Raw genomic sequence first — 13,582 nt, forward strand, 5'->3', positions numbered from 1 at the left:
CAGAAAACGGTAATGATTATACAAAATGAACTTGCAGTGATATTGCCATATACAACGTATATACAAATTCTCGGTAGATTTAGTTTCTTTTTATGCATATCACGATACTATTTCGAGCAGCCCTCGTCTGGCTAATCATCGCCATCCTCGCCATCGCTAACGGCGCACTCCGCGATCTTGTACTGACCCCACTCATCGGTCCTGCATGGGCACTGCCGCTTAGCGGCGTTTCACTGTCTTTTATTATCCTTCTGGTCACCAACCTGACCCTCCGATTTCTGGGTGCCAATAGTACTACTACCCGTTGGCTTATCGGTGTTCAGTGGGTCGTTATGACCCTGGTGTTCGAGTTTGGCTTAGGCCACTACTTTACTGAAAAATCCTGGGAGGAACTGTTGCGATCCTTCAATGTGCTAACCGGTGATCTGCTCCTGCTGGTACTGTTCGTCAGCCTGATCGCTCCTTCATTAGTCGCCAGAATAAGATATAAAACAAAAACCGGGACATCCAAGATCTGAGTATCAGACAGGAATGAATCGGGCTCTTGTGTCCGAGATGGTCAGCCAGTTGATACAGGACCCTTCTGGTGAGCCGGGATCCGCCCCCGTATCGTGCCAGCGGCTGGAGTCCACGGCAGCCATTTCCAGGCTATGCTTCAGCAGGTCAGTCGTGATTTCGTTTGTCAAGGTCTCCATGCCGAAGTCGGTGTGGTGGATGATGAACCACTCACGGATACCTAACAGTTTGCTGGAGATTACCAACGATTGGCCTGACCAGAACGGAGGCCGCCACCCACCGGATCGCGATACGCTATCATGTACGGTATCGAAAACACGCACAACCGGGCGTTGGCTACAGCCTGAACACACTACCAGTCTGTATCTCATCGATCAGGCCGGACAGCTCTTTAACGTGGTGCCTTACGGCCTGCCGCCGAGCCATGTCTTAACGGTCGTGTGGTCGCTGCCTGATGCACCGGCGCAGTAGTCGGCGGCATGGGCGCGCCAGTCAAAGCCCCCTTCTCCCAGCAGAGAAGACGACGTTGAGGATAGAGAAAGATATTAGGCAAGCGAATGTTTCAGATCACCTCGACAACCGTGATTTTGTTAAATTTACCAAGCAAATAAAAAAGGAGTACACGCTTATGAAAGCCAAAGCCGCCGTGGCCTGGGAACCGAAGAAACCCTTGTCTATCGAGATGATCGATGTGGAAGGCCCCAAGGAGGGGGAAGTGCTGTTAAAAGTGATCGCCTCCGGGGTCTGTCACACCGATGCGTTTACCCTCTCCGGCGATGATCCGGAGGGCGCCTTCCCCTGCGTACTGGGTCATGAAGGGGGCTGCGAAGTGGTGGAGTGCGGCCCCGGTGTGAAGGGGCTAAAGCCGGGTGACCATGTCATTCCGCTCTACATCCCCGAGTGCGGTGAGTGCGAATACTGCCACTCGAGCAAAACCAATCTCTGTCAATCGATCGCCGAAACGGTCTGGACCGGATACATGCCGGACCACACCCGGCGTTTCTCCATGAACGGCAAGCCGATCTACCACTACATGGGTTGCTCCACCTTCTCGGAGTATACCGTGGTGCCGGAGATTGCCCTGGCCAAGGTCAACAAGGCAGCGCCACTGGATAAGATCTGCCTGCTCGGTTGTGGCGTCACCACCGGTATCGGCGCCGTCCTCAACACCGCCAAGGTAGAGCCGGGCGCCACCGTCGCCGTATTCGGATTGGGTGGCATCGGCCTCTCCTGCATACAGGGCGCTGTCATGGCCAAGGCGGAGCGCATCATCGCCATCGACATCAACCCGGACAAATGGGAGATCGCCAAGGCGTTGGGCGCCACGGATTTCGTCAATCCGAAGACCCTAAGCGGCAGTGTTACCGAAGCGATTGTCGAGATGACCCAAGGCGGCGTCGACTACTCCTTCGAGTGCATCGGCAATGTGCATGTGATGCGCGAGGCGCTGGAGTGCTGCCACATGGGTTGGGGCGTCTCCACCATTATCGGCGTCGCCGGCGCCGGTCAGGAGATCAGTACCCGCCCCTTCCAGTTGGTCACCGGCCGCACCTGGAAAGGCACCGCCTTCGGTGGCGTCAAGGGCCGCAGCCAACTGCCGGGCTACGTGGATCGCTATATGAATGGCGAGATCGAGCTGGACAGCATGGTGACCCACACCATGCCGCTGGAAGAGATCAACCGCGCCTTCGACCTGATGCACCGTGGCGAGAGCATCCGCTCCGTCATCATCTTTTGAGGTTGCGGCATGAAACAGATAGAGCAGATCAAGGAGTTCGGCGGCTGGCTGAACCGCTATCAACATGACTCGGAGAGTTGTCACTGCATCATGACCTTTTCCGTCTACCTGCCGCCCCAGGCGGCCACGGCGGCGGTGCCGGCGGTCTACTGGCTATCGGGTCTGACCTGTACCGACGACAATGTACGCACCAAGGCCGGGGCCCAACGCTACGCGGCGGAGTTGGGCATCGCCCTGGTGATGCCCGACACCAGCCCACGCGGCAGTGAAGTGGCGGATGAACTGGCGCGTTACGACCTGGGCCAGGGCGCGGGTTTTTATGTCAACGCCACCCAGCCCCCCTGGTCGAGGCACTACCGGATGTACGACTACGTCACCCGGGAACTGCCGACACTGCTGGAGGCGGAGTTGCCGCTGATACCCGGCTGCAAATCGATAACCGGTCACTCGATGGGCGGGCACGGCGCACTGATCTGTGCCATCAAGGAGCCGGGCGCCTACCGTTCGGTCTCGGCCTTTGCTCCCATCTGCCACCCCACCCGGTGCGACTGGGGCCAGGGCTGCTTCAGCGCCTATCTGGGTGAGGATGGTGACGCCTGGAAGGCCTATGACGCCACCGAGTTGATCAAGGCCGGCGCCTATGGGTTACCCATGCTGATCGATCAGGGCACCGGTGACGAATTCCTCGCCGACCAACTCTACCCCGACGACCTGAAGGCTGCCTGTGAAGCGCGGGGCATCCCACTCACCCTGCGCCTGCAGGAGGGTTACGACCACAGCTACCACTTCATCGCCACCTTCATCGGCGAACACCTGGCCTACCATGCGGCCGCATTGAGGAGCCAGTAAATCAATGGGGTCAGACTCGATTGATATTTGATTGAAGGCGAAGTATAGTGCCTGCATCAACTCTTCAGGGAGCAAGGAAATGGCACGCTTACCCCGATTTGTAATCCCCGGCCAGCCGCAACAGGTTATCCTGCGGGGCAACAACCAAACCGAAGTCTTTTGTACCGATGCCGACTACCAGTTCTACCTGGGAAAACTCCAGTTAGCCTGCAAGGCCCACAATTGTGATCTTCATGCCTATGTACTAATGACCAATCACCTACATTTGCTGATCACCCCGCATACAGAGCAAGGCATCTCCAAAGTCATGCAGAAGTTGGGGCGTCACTATGTCCAGCACTTCAACCATTGCTACCAGCGCACCGGCACATTGTGGGAAGGACGCTATAAGGCCACATTGGTTGATAGTGAATCCTATTTGTTAACCTGCATGCGCTACATCGAACTAAACCCGGTTCGCGCGGGCATGGTTACCCACCCGTCCGATTATCGCTGGTCAAGCTACCATTTCAACGCACTGGGGCAACCGAATGCGCTGGTGACCCCACACCTTGAATACAGACGTTTGGGAAAAACAATTGAAGCACGGCAAGCCGCCTACCGCCAACTCTTCAAACATCGCATATCGAATGATAGTCTTAACGAAATCCGGGAAGCGACCAACAAGGCGTGGGTGCTGGGCAATGATCGGTTCAAGGCGCGCATCCAGAAGAAACTTGACCGCCGGGTAAAGCCGAAGGCCAAGGGCGGGGATAGAAGGTCCGAGAAGTACAAAAGCAATCGAACCTGACCTATAGATTATAGAGAAGCTCGCGGCTGATTCCAGACATTGGGGTGAGGAACGCCCCATCGGGCTCTATGAACCGGAGTTATTATGGAAACCTATAATCCAGATAAAGAAATTGATGCAGCTGCCTGGCTTTGGCTGGATGAAAACGAGAGGATTGAACTGGTCCAGCAATTTCATTTGCTCTCAGATCAAGATCTTCCTGAAGATAAAATTCGTCTACACTCAGCTATCCACGTCGTAGTTGAAAATCAATTGGCGATGGGCGTTGAGCCAGTTCCAGAAACTATCGCAAGATTGATCAGACAGGGTTTGGATCGCCATGAAGCAATCCATGCCATAGGAGCGATAATAGCTGGCGATATATTCGATATACTGAAGGGCAATGTACAAGAATATTCACTTGTGAAATACCGAAGAAAGCTTGAGAAGATTACAGCTAAAAGATGGCGGAAAGGTCAGTACTGAGTCCAGCCATGTAGTCGAGTAGCATGGGCACAAACAACGTGCCCACCCTACCCGGTTGGGGTCAGTCTCGATCATCAGGTCACGGTTGGGGACAGAAGATCTGGGGAGCAGATAATCAATCGACCCTATTGGTTAGGGACCGATGCAGCGCACCGAAGCGCTTGCGATAGTGTGCCGGGGACATATCGACCTCGCGCCGGAACAGCCGACTGAAATAGCCGGCATCCTCGTAGCCGACCTCATTGGCGATGCCCTCGATCGGGGTCTCGGTTGCCTCCAGCATCTGTTTGGCCTCTTCCAGCCGCAGTGCATGGACGTACTTGAGTGGCGACATACCGGTCGCCTGTAGAAAGCGCCGCTTGAAGGAGCGCTCCGCCAGGCCTGACAGCCGTACCATCGAGTTCACCGGGTTGGGTTCCTGGTAGTGCTCGGCAATCCAGGTCTGGCAGCGCGCAATGCCGGCTTCATCCACCTGCCGGGTACAGGCGAGGCGTGCGAAGGGCTGTTGGCCGACCTGGTGCCAGTCGATAAGGTGGAGGCGCGCGACCTGCATGGCGGTCTCGACCCCCAGGGTGCGCCCGATCAGATAGAGCGCGAGGTCCAGCCAGGAGGTGCCGCCACCCGCCATGATCAGGCGCTGGCCCTTGCCGCTCGCCACCAGGGCACGCTGCCCGTGGACTCTGACATTCGGGAACCTTTCCCGCAGCACATCGCACCAGGCCCAGTGTGTCGTCGCCTCCCAACCGTCCAGCAGACCCGCTTCGGCAAACAGCATGGCGCCCGAACAGGCGGCCGCGAGCAGGGTACCGGCTTCGTGGCGCCGCCGCAGCCAGGCGATCTCTTCGGCGTAACGCCCGGCCAGCGGCTCTCCCGGCGGCAGGTTGACCTCCGGCACGCAGACGATGTCGACGGCCGGACAGTTCTCCAGGCTGAACTGGACCCTGACAGGGACATTGTTAACGATCTCGACCAGGCCCTTTTCCCTCGCCACCAGCACCGGCCGGATAAGCTCGGGGCCAGGGCGGCCTTGGGTGATGATGCCCCAGTCCTGGCCGGCCGATTTGAGCAGGTCGTACAAACCGTACACCACGGACGCGCTGGCGTCGGGAATGACAAGGATCGCGATCTTCACAGGGATGGCGCCCATGGGAGATGTCTCCGATATCGACACAGGATAAGTCTAGCCCAGCCCGCGGCCGTTGGCCGGTTTGTCCTATTCGTTGCACAAACGGCTTTAGTGAAGCAGCGCCGCCAGCGGTAACCTGCCACCGCACGGACCGACAGCTGCGGCGACACCAAGACCGGAGCCTGCCGCATCAAAGTTCCGTTCCCGCACCTTCAAGGAGATTCAGCCATGAGCCACTACCGCGACAACCTGCCCCAGTTGAAAGACACCCTGTTCCTGACCGATGGGGGTCTGGAGACGACCCTGGTGTTCCACAAAGGCATGGAACTGCCATACTTTGCCGCCTTCGACCTGCTTCGGCACGACGCCGGGGTGGCGCGCCTGCGCCGCTACTACGAGGCGTATATCGAGATCACCCGGCACCGCGATCTCGGCTTCCTGCTCGAAGCGCCCACCTGGCGTGCCAACGCCGACTGGAGAGTAAAACTCGGCTACGACGCCCGGACCCTGGCCGCCGCCAACCGGCGGGCGATCGACCTGATGCTCGAACTTCGTGACCATCACGAGACGCCGGAGAGTCCGATGGTCATCAGCGGCAACCTCGGGCCGCGCGGCGACGGCTACCAGGCCACCGCCCGCATGAGCGCCGCGGAGGCGCGACGCTATCATGCGCACCAGATAGAGACCTTCGCCGATACCGCCGCCGACATGGTTGCCGCCTTCACCCTCACCTACGTCGACGAGGCGATAGGGATTGTCCAGGCAGCCCGCGAAGCGGCGATACCGGTCGCGATCTCCTTCACGCTGGAGACCGACGGTCGCATCCCCGCAGGTGAAACCCTGGCCGGGGCGATCGCGCACACCGACCATGAGACCGACGGCTATGCCGCCTACTACATGATCAATTGCGCGCACCCGACCCATTTCATGCACCTGTTGCAGGAAGAGGGTGAATGGCGCGAACGCACTCGCGGCCTGCGCGCCAACGCCTCGAAGCGCAGCCACGCCGAACTCGACGAGAGCCCCGATCTCGATGCCGGCAACCCAGGGGAACTGGGCCTGGAATATCGCAGGATTCGCGAGTGGCTGCCGCGGCTCAGCGTACTCGGCGGCTGCTGCGGCACCGACCACCGTCACCTGGGCGCGATCTGCGCCGCCTGCACCTGACGACAGTCAGCGCCCGAAAGTAAAAGAGTGGAGGGAGAGTGGAGGGGACGGAGGAATTTAAAAATGAACAATTGGACTAACTGATTAAAATTTACCCCCCTACCCAAATGGCACTTTCTTAAAGCGAATTGCAGGATTTTCGTCATTCCATCCTAGGTCCGTAAACGGTGCATCCATGCACCACTTCTCCGGCGCAGGCCGGACAAAAGCGCGAAGCGCGTTGAACGACTGAAAGTCGGCCCGAAGGGTGAGCGAAGCGAATCATCCAGGAATACCGCCACCATTAAGCAGTCTGGATGCCATCCTTAGGTCCGTAAACGGTGCATCCCTGCACCACTCCTCCGGCCTGCACCGGGATGACGGTAGTTCTTGGCTTAAGTAAGTGCAATTCCCCCTCCCCTTTTTCGCTTCTTTTCCGAATCAGGACGGATGCAATGTGCATCCGTCCTGATTGATTTAGCGTTTGATCGGGGTAATTTTTGTTCCCTCAATTGTGACCCCTGCCATCAGTCCTTGCTGACTGAAAATAAACGCATAGGCATCCTCCTTCAGTGAGGATGTCGAAAGATTCTTCGCGATTCCTTCGTCAACCACAACAATTGTTGGACCGACGCCAATTTCCCAACCATCGGTCTTTTCAATATATTGAACGGCCTCGTCTGTCATCAAAAACACGGCATACCCGTAGGACTGAGCACCTGCCTGCAGACCCCAGGATCCGGAAACGGAATTATAATAATCAACGACTGTTGAGCCCTTGATCAACTCTCCTTCGCCATAGCTGCCGCCGAACACCAACCCAGCCTTCACGATATTCGGGAAGACGAGTATCGCCTTGGCGGTGCGCGAAATATCCTTGGCAAGAGAATTGGATTTATAGAGCGTCTGCAGGGCCTGCCGGGAATCCTTATCCAGATCCTCAGCCGTTGCTGCGTTTGCCATATTCATTATTCCCAGCGAAAAGATTGATAGCGTTGCAACCATCAATGCAAAGACATTGCCACGTATGTTGCTCATTTCATCCCCCTCCCTGATTGGGATTCAGAAATCTTCGTTAGTGGTACTGGCCTACAATCGCGAGCAGTCGAAATAGTATTTTCAGGTAGGATACCGGTCACTCGACGCTGATTTTATCGCTGCAAGGCCCAGTCACCCCGTCATCTGTCGTCTAAAAGATAGTCCGCGCCAAAAAAGAATACAAGGAAGCTTAATTGCCGGAAAAAAAGTAAAGAGGGGGGAACATTAGCCGTCCCCGCTCACTCCTATCCTCCCATTTCTGGGAATTCCTCCCAATTCTGCGATAGCCAGGAGAGGTATGTCGTAACCCTGAGTTAAAGTCCCCCTGGCCAATCCCGAATGCCCTCTCCATATCATCCTCCGGCTGATCGGAAATTATCTTTATTCAGTTGATTTTAAAGACTAAATATCACTTGACCAGAGCCATTGGCCGGCATGGGAGAATAACCATGCTTTTAATATAGTTTCTGGCTCGCATATTGCAAGTGCGTGAAGATATTGATGAAGCATTGCGAGGTGCCGCGTGAAATTTCAACTGGTCCGTTACTTTACAATCGCCAGTCTGGTGGTGTTTTTGATTGTGGCCTTCTCGCTCAATTTCGTGCAAAACAGGATTCAAACGGCTGCGCTGGTTGAGCAGGAGGAGAACCAGAACATCAACATGACCCGGGTGATATCCAACTCCATCTGGCCAGAGTTTGATTTCCTCATCAACAGATCCGGCACAGTCTCGACCGAGTCGTTAAAAAAACATCCGGAGATGCAACGCATCTTCGATCTCACCACGTCCCTCTTGAAAGGGTTGCCGGTGATCAAGGTGAAAGCCTTCAACCTGGAGGGACGGACTGTATTCTCCACCCAGAACAGCCAGGTGGGGGAAGACAAGAGCCAGAACTCCGGGTTTATCTCTGCCAAAAAAGGCGTACCGGCCAGTGCGCTCTCCCACCGGGACACCTTCGACGCATTTGACGAGACCATCAGTGATCGTGACGTCGTCTCCAGTTACATACCGGTCTACAACCCGCAGACAGGAGCGCTGGAGGGGGTGTTCGAGATCTATTCCGATGTAACCCTCTTTCTTGGCAAGCTGCGCGAAACCCAATACATGGTGGTAGGCGGCATTGCCGGCCTTTTGGGACTGCTGTTTATCGCCTTGCTGGTTATCGTGAAACGGGCTGACCAGATCATTAAACAGCAGGATATAGAGAACCAGAAGTCACGTATGCAGATTGCCCAGTCGGAAAAGATGGCATCCCTGGGCCATATGGTGGCGTCGGTTGCCCATGAACTCAATACGCCGCTGGCCTTCACCCGCAGCAATATGGAACTTGCGGTAGAGGGCCTGGATAATCTGCGGCTGCCGAGCAGCTATGGCAGACAATTGATCAATTTTGCCAAATCGAGACGAAGCAAGAACTCAACCGGTATCAACATAAAATATACGAACAAGCTGCTCCGGGAAACCGACAGTTACGAAGAGTTGACGGAGATTGAAGATCTGATCGAAATGCTGTCACAAACACAAAGTGGCCTGGCACAGATGTCGGAACTGGTTTCTCACTTGAAGAAGTTTACCCGGATCGATCAGAACAGTGTGGCCGACTTCAATCTCAATAACTGTCTGGAAAATGTTCTCTATATTGCGCGTAGCACCATTCCGGAACATATAACCATCAATTGTGATTTTGGCGATTTACCCCTGATCGAGTGCATGCCGTCACAGTTAAACCAGGTATTCATCAATCTGATCAACAATGCCTCCCATGCCGTCGATTCCATCAACGGCACCATCTCGATACGCAGCTTCGTGGACGATGGCTATATCAAGGTGGAAGTCGAGGACAACGGCATCGGTATTCCGGAGAAAGACCTGGAGACCATATTCGAGGCTTACTACACCACAAAAGGTGTCGAGGAAGGCACCGGGCTCGGTCTATCGATATCAAAGGAGATCGTTGAACAACACAATGGTGTGATCAGTGTCAGGTCAAGCGTCGGTAAAGGCACCACATTTACGGTTCAATTGCCTATCCAGACGGTATCTGAGAACCGGAAAGCCGCCTGATAACCCAACAATCAATAGAGTGATATCGACATGACGCAAGCCATTCAATCTGTCCTCTTCGTCGACGATGAACCGCATATTCTGAACACCATGAGGTGGTTGTTCAAACGGCAATACAACGTATTGGTTGCCGACAGTGGTGCCAAGGCCATCGAGATACTGAAACAGCAGAAGGTTGACGTGATCGTCAGCGATCAGAAGATGCCGGGTATGACGGGTGTGGAAGTCCTGCACCAGGCAAAGGAGTTATGCCCGGCCAGTATGCGCATTCTGTTGACCGGGTACTCCGATTTTGATGCCACGGTCGGCTCCGTGAACAAGGGAGAGATATTCCGCTTTGTACAGAAGCCTTGGGTAAACAAGGAGTTGAAGGATGTGGTCAATCTGGCGGCCGATACCGCCTCGCACACTGCCAGCGATATTATAAAAAGCTTTAAGACAATCCCCAGCGCCAACGCCGAGCGGAATGACGCGACGACTGACATTAATGATCCGGCTGTCCTGGTGCTGGATGGTGACCGGGAGAGCAGTGTTCACATCCGCGATAGCCTGATCAATCGTAGCCAGGTGTTCTATACCCATGACATGGAAGAGGCCCTCAACCTGCTCGAAAAAAAGTCCATTGGCGTCATCGTCTCCGAGACCCGGATTGGCCGGAACGATGTCACCTCGATGATCAAACTGCTCAAACACTACCACCCGGATATCGTCAGTATCGTTATGACCAACAGTAATGATGCCAATACAGTGATTGACCTGATCAATGAGGGACAAATCTTCCGTTTTCTGACCAAACCGGTGAAACAAGGCATGTGTCGACTCTGTATTGAGGCCGGCCTGCGCAAACATAAAGAACTGAAGGCAAATCCCAACCTGGCGAAACGCCACATTGTCGACAAGCACACCCTGGCGGTAAGCATTACCGGCGAAACAGAAGGGGCATCTGATCGGGAACACTCAAACAACCAGGTCGCGGCATCGGCCAGCGGTGGATTTTTTGCATCGATGATCAATCGCATCAGGGGATTGCGCACCAGCCAGGTCAGCTAGATCCCGGCGTTGTCGGGGGAAATTCGGTCTGTTTCCGTCATCAGGAAAGTTGTCCGGTCAGAACAACCGCAGCGGGCTCTCCCCTGCCGCTCGATCCTCGCCCTGGGCGATCCGGAAACAGTCATCGGCATGCCGCCCGGCAAGGGCCACCACCTCGGGGTCGAGTTTTCCGCTCCGCGCAAACTTTTCGAGAATGGCCAACACCTCGTCGATCTGCATGCCGGCCCGGTAGGGCCGGTCCTGCACCAGGGCCTGGAAGACATCGGCCACCGCGATGATCCGCGCCTCCATGCAAAGATCCCGCTCCCGGGGATGAAAGGGGTAGCCGGCGCCATTCAGCCCCTCGTGATGGAACGCCGCCCAGTTGGCGATCTCGTCGAGCCCCTTGATGTGGCGCAGGATCTCGAAGGTCTCGTAGCTGTGCTGGTTCATGATGGACCGCTCCAGCTCGTTCAGCGGCCCCGCCTTCTCCAGGATACTGTCCGGCATGTGCAGCTTGCCCAGGTCGTGCAGCAGGCCGGCGATCTCGATCTTCTCGCACCGCTCGGCCGGCAGGCCACGGGTCGCCGCCAGATAGCGGGCCAGGGCGGCCACCCGGACCGAGTGCTGGGCGGTGAACGGGCTCTTCTGATCGACAATATAGGCCAGGATCAGCGACAGCTGCTTGACCTGGGCGATGCTCAACGGTTGGCTGCTGCCGAACCGCCCCATGTCCCACACGTAACGAGTCACATGCCGGTCCTCCAGGGCGATCCAGAACGCCTCCGACCGCTCGGCCTGTTGAAAAACCTCCACCAGTGACGGATCGAAATAGCGGTCGCCATAACCGGTGATGGATTTCACCACCTCCTCCCGGGCCAGCAGGATATCGGTTTCGTAATGGGCGACGGCCAGGACATCGATACGGTCGGAGAGGAAGATGAGGTTAGCCATCCGCTTGTCCCGGTCGCTGATATCCAGCCGCCGAAGCGCCTCCCAGGGTGTGTGGTGATAGAGGATGGGGGTGGCGAAGGCGGCCAGCGGCGCGAAGTCCTTCAACAGGCGGTAGCCGATCTCGCAATGGATGTGGGCATCGCTCCAGTCGAAGTGGTTGACCAGGCTGGTGTGCATCTGTTCGGTGGAGACGCCGCAGTCGTGCAACAGGCCCAGCTCGAAAGCGAACTGGATCTCCTGGTCGCTCCAGCCGAGCTGATGCGCCAGCTGACCGGCGATATAGCCCACCCGCTTGCCGTGGTTGGTATCGTTCATGCCCACTTGCGAGACCGCCGACTCGATGGCAAAAATCATCTGACGAAGGTCGATGGTCAGCGTAGCGTATGAACTCATTACAGCACCTGAAGCAGCCCGCACAGTCAGGCTACAGTCTATCCTCCTTCGGGGATTTTGGCCGTGCTAACCGCCTAACAGTTGACCTGCCCCAAGAACCTTGTCGACAGCCGAGATTTTAGTTACGGCCGGGGAAAAAGAGTCTGCACCCGCCGCCGGCGCGGGCGTCGACAGCAGCCGGTGGGCGAAGCCTGTTCCGGAGTACCGCGGGCAGTCCGATTGTCGAGGCAGGGCTCCACTGTCAGGCTGGTTGTTATCCCGTACACGCCGCGTGGGCACAAAAAACGTGCCCACCCTACCGGAATTAACGAATCACAGCCCGTTCCGGGCCAGGATGTAGGCCAGGGCGAACGGGATCACCAGCAGGCTGCCGAGGTTGCCGAGCATCACGATCGACGCCACCTTGCGTGGCTCCTGGTTGTACTTCTCCGCCACCATGAAGTTGAGTACCGCCGGCGGCAGCACGCTGAACACCAGCAGTTGGCCGTACTGCAGCGCCGGCAGGTCGAGCAAGGGGGTGATCAGCAGCACGATGATCAGCCCGGTGGCGGGACAGACCAGGGCACCGATGACGCCGATGCGCCAGTCGCGCAGATCGACCCCGGTCAGGCGCACCCCGAGCGAGAACAACATCAGCGGAATCGCCACCTGCCCCACCATCTCGATGGAGACCGACAGTACATCGGGCAGCACCCAGCCGGTGAGGCTGAAGGCGACGCCGACCACCGTGGCCAGCACCATGGGAATGCGCAGGATGCCGATCAGCGAGGTGCGGTGATCCAGCATCTTCATGCCGACACTGAAGTGCAGGGTGTTCTCCACGATGAACAGCACCACCGCGGCAGGCAAGGCCGCCTCGCCGAAGGCGAACAGGGCCAGCGGCAGCCCCATGTTGCCGGAGTTGGAGAACATCATCGGCGGCACGAAGGTCTTGGGCTCGTAGTGCAGCAACCGGGCCACACCCCAGGCCAGCAGACCGGAACCCAGCACCACCGCCAACGCCGCCAGCGCCAGTTCCTGGTAGGCCCCCAGCTCGAAGCTCTTCTGCGACAGCACATGAAAAATCAGCGCCGGCACAAAGATATCCAGGTTGAGCTGGTTGGCGGCGGCCATGTCCGGGGCGTGGCGGCGGCCGTAGAGGTAACCCACCAGCACGATGGCAAAAATAGGGAAGACGATACTGAATATCTGTTGCATGGGGGGTGCGACCTGAATGGCGGGGACGGTTCTTTTTTTGAGGCGCTAGTATCCCTGTTTAAACAGCGAAAAACCAGCACCCGGACCGGGCCATACAAACACGCAATGCGCTTGTCCCCAGGAGCGTAGCCCGGATGAAGCCGCCACCTCCGAAACAGGAAAAGCTGCATGTCCTCGCAGCGGCGGAGTCCGGGGAATAACCGCTACGCAATGACACCCCGGATTCCGCCCGTGCGGATTGGTGTGTTTGTCGGGTTCCGTGGGCGGGCTTCATCC

12 protein-coding genes are annotated in these 13,582 nt (G+C 56.9%); 8 read left to right on the plus strand and 4 right to left on the minus strand.

Going from position 1 to position 13,582, the window contains the following annotated elements; all coding sequences use genetic code 11:
* The first annotated feature begins 92 nt into the window (after nt 1–92).
* The 5 genes from O9K64_RS05540 to O9K64_RS05565 all read left to right on the plus strand — a co-directional run bounded on the left by O9K64_RS05540 (nt 93) and on the right by O9K64_RS05565 (nt 4,358).
* On the plus strand, nt 93–518 hold the full coding sequence (locus O9K64_RS05540; protein WP_275097081.1) for a hypothetical protein: 426 nt from the start codon (nt 93–95) through the stop codon (nt 516–518).
* A gap of 626 nt (nt 519–1,144) precedes the next feature.
* Nucleotides 1,145–2,254, plus strand: coding sequence for an S-(hydroxymethyl)glutathione dehydrogenase/class III alcohol dehydrogenase (locus tag O9K64_RS05550; protein ID WP_275097082.1), 1,110 nt, complete (start codon nt 1,145–1,147; stop codon nt 2,252–2,254).
* Nucleotides 2,255–2,263: 9 nt separating this feature from the next.
* Nucleotides 2,264–3,103 carry an S-formylglutathione hydrolase gene (fghA, locus tag O9K64_RS05555; protein ID WP_275097083.1) on the plus strand — a complete coding sequence of 280 codons (840 nt, stop codon included), beginning with the start codon at nt 2,264–2,266 and terminating at the stop codon, nt 3,101–3,103.
* Nucleotides 3,104–3,182: 79 nt separating this feature from the next.
* On the plus strand, nt 3,183–3,893 hold the full coding sequence (locus tag O9K64_RS05560) for a transposase (RefSeq protein ID WP_275097084.1): 711 nt from the start codon (nt 3,183–3,185) through the stop codon (nt 3,891–3,893).
* Nucleotides 3,894–3,977: 84 nt separating this feature from the next.
* The gene (locus O9K64_RS05565) at nt 3,978–4,358 is read left to right on the plus strand and encodes a hypothetical protein (protein WP_275097085.1); all 381 of its coding nucleotides are present in this window, start codon (nt 3,978–3,980) and stop codon (nt 4,356–4,358) included.
* Nucleotides 4,359–4,473: 115 nt separating this feature from the next.
* Here O9K64_RS05565 and O9K64_RS05570 read toward each other — a convergent pair whose 3' ends face one another.
* Nucleotides 4,474–5,505 (minus strand): GlxA family transcriptional regulator, encoded by a 1,032-nt coding sequence (locus O9K64_RS05570; RefSeq protein ID WP_275097086.1) that lies wholly within the window; start codon nt 5,503–5,505, stop codon nt 4,474–4,476.
* A 207-nt stretch (nt 5,506–5,712) separates the two neighbouring features.
* Between O9K64_RS05570 and O9K64_RS05575 the strand changes: the two genes are divergently transcribed.
* Complete coding sequence (locus O9K64_RS05575; protein ID WP_275097087.1) at nt 5,713–6,651, plus strand: homocysteine S-methyltransferase family protein; 939 nt, start codon at nt 5,713–5,715, stop codon at nt 6,649–6,651.
* A 456-nt stretch (nt 6,652–7,107) separates the two neighbouring features.
* Here the strand turns inward: O9K64_RS05575 and O9K64_RS05580 are convergent, their stop codons facing one another.
* Nucleotides 7,108–7,668 (minus strand): YSC84-related protein, encoded by a 561-nt coding sequence (locus tag O9K64_RS05580; protein WP_275097088.1) that lies wholly within the window; start codon nt 7,666–7,668, stop codon nt 7,108–7,110.
* A gap of 580 nt (nt 7,669–8,248) precedes the next feature.
* Between O9K64_RS05580 and O9K64_RS23645 the strand changes: the two genes are divergently transcribed.
* Entirely contained in the window at nt 8,249–9,733 is a 1,485-nt protein-coding gene (locus O9K64_RS23645; RefSeq protein WP_275097089.1) for a sensor histidine kinase, read from the plus strand.
* A gap of 30 nt (nt 9,734–9,763) precedes the next feature.
* Complete coding sequence (locus O9K64_RS05590) at nt 9,764–10,783, plus strand: response regulator (protein ID WP_275097090.1); 1,020 nt, start codon at nt 9,764–9,766, stop codon at nt 10,781–10,783.
* Between the two features lie 57 nt (nt 10,784–10,840).
* On the opposite strand, the gene O9K64_RS05595 is transcribed toward O9K64_RS05590, so the two are convergent.
* Entirely contained in the window at nt 10,841–12,109 is a 1,269-nt protein-coding gene (locus tag O9K64_RS05595; protein WP_275097091.1) for an HD-GYP domain-containing protein, read from the minus strand.
* Nucleotides 12,110–12,421: 312 nt separating this feature from the next.
* Nucleotides 12,422–13,306, minus strand: a complete 885-nt coding sequence (locus O9K64_RS05600; protein WP_275097092.1) for an AEC family transporter — start codon at nt 13,304–13,306, stop codon at nt 12,422–12,424.
* Between the last annotated feature and the right edge of the window lie 276 nt (nt 13,307–13,582).

The sequence above is a fragment of the Sedimenticola hydrogenitrophicus genome, assembly GCF_029017505.1.
GTDB classification, from domain to species: domain Bacteria; phylum Pseudomonadota; class Gammaproteobacteria; order Chromatiales; family Chromatiaceae; genus Sedimenticola; species Sedimenticola hydrogenitrophicus_A.

What these genes read in the sequence shown, in the direction of transcription:
- O9K64_RS05540 (WP_275097081.1), top strand. Translation starts at nt 93, where the DNA reads ATGCATATCACGATACTATTTCGAGCAGCCCTCGTCTGGCTAATCATC.
- O9K64_RS05550 (WP_275097082.1), top strand. Translation starts at nt 1,145, where the DNA reads ATGAAAGCCAAAGCCGCCGTGGCCTGGGAACCGAAGAAACCCTTGTCT.
- fghA (WP_275097083.1), top strand. Translation starts at nt 2,264, where the DNA reads ATGAAACAGATAGAGCAGATCAAGGAGTTCGGCGGCTGGCTGAACCGC.
- O9K64_RS05560 (WP_275097084.1), top strand. Translation starts at nt 3,183, where the DNA reads ATGGCACGCTTACCCCGATTTGTAATCCCCGGCCAGCCGCAACAGGTT.
- O9K64_RS05565 (WP_275097085.1), top strand. Translation starts at nt 3,978, where the DNA reads ATGGAAACCTATAATCCAGATAAAGAAATTGATGCAGCTGCCTGGCTT.
- O9K64_RS05570 (WP_275097086.1), bottom strand. Translation starts at nt 5,505, where the DNA reads ATGGGCGCCATCCCTGTGAAGATCGCGATCCTTGTCATTCCCGACGCC.
- O9K64_RS05575 (WP_275097087.1), top strand. Translation starts at nt 5,713, where the DNA reads ATGAGCCACTACCGCGACAACCTGCCCCAGTTGAAAGACACCCTGTTC.
- O9K64_RS05580 (WP_275097088.1), bottom strand. Translation starts at nt 7,668, where the DNA reads ATGAGCAACATACGTGGCAATGTCTTTGCATTGATGGTTGCAACGCTA.
- O9K64_RS05590 (WP_275097090.1), top strand. Translation starts at nt 9,764, where the DNA reads ATGACGCAAGCCATTCAATCTGTCCTCTTCGTCGACGATGAACCGCAT.
- O9K64_RS05595 (WP_275097091.1), bottom strand. Translation starts at nt 12,109, where the DNA reads ATGAGTTCATACGCTACGCTGACCATCGACCTTCGTCAGATGATTTTT.
- O9K64_RS05600 (WP_275097092.1), bottom strand. Translation starts at nt 13,306, where the DNA reads ATGCAACAGATATTCAGTATCGTCTTCCCTATTTTTGCCATCGTGCTG.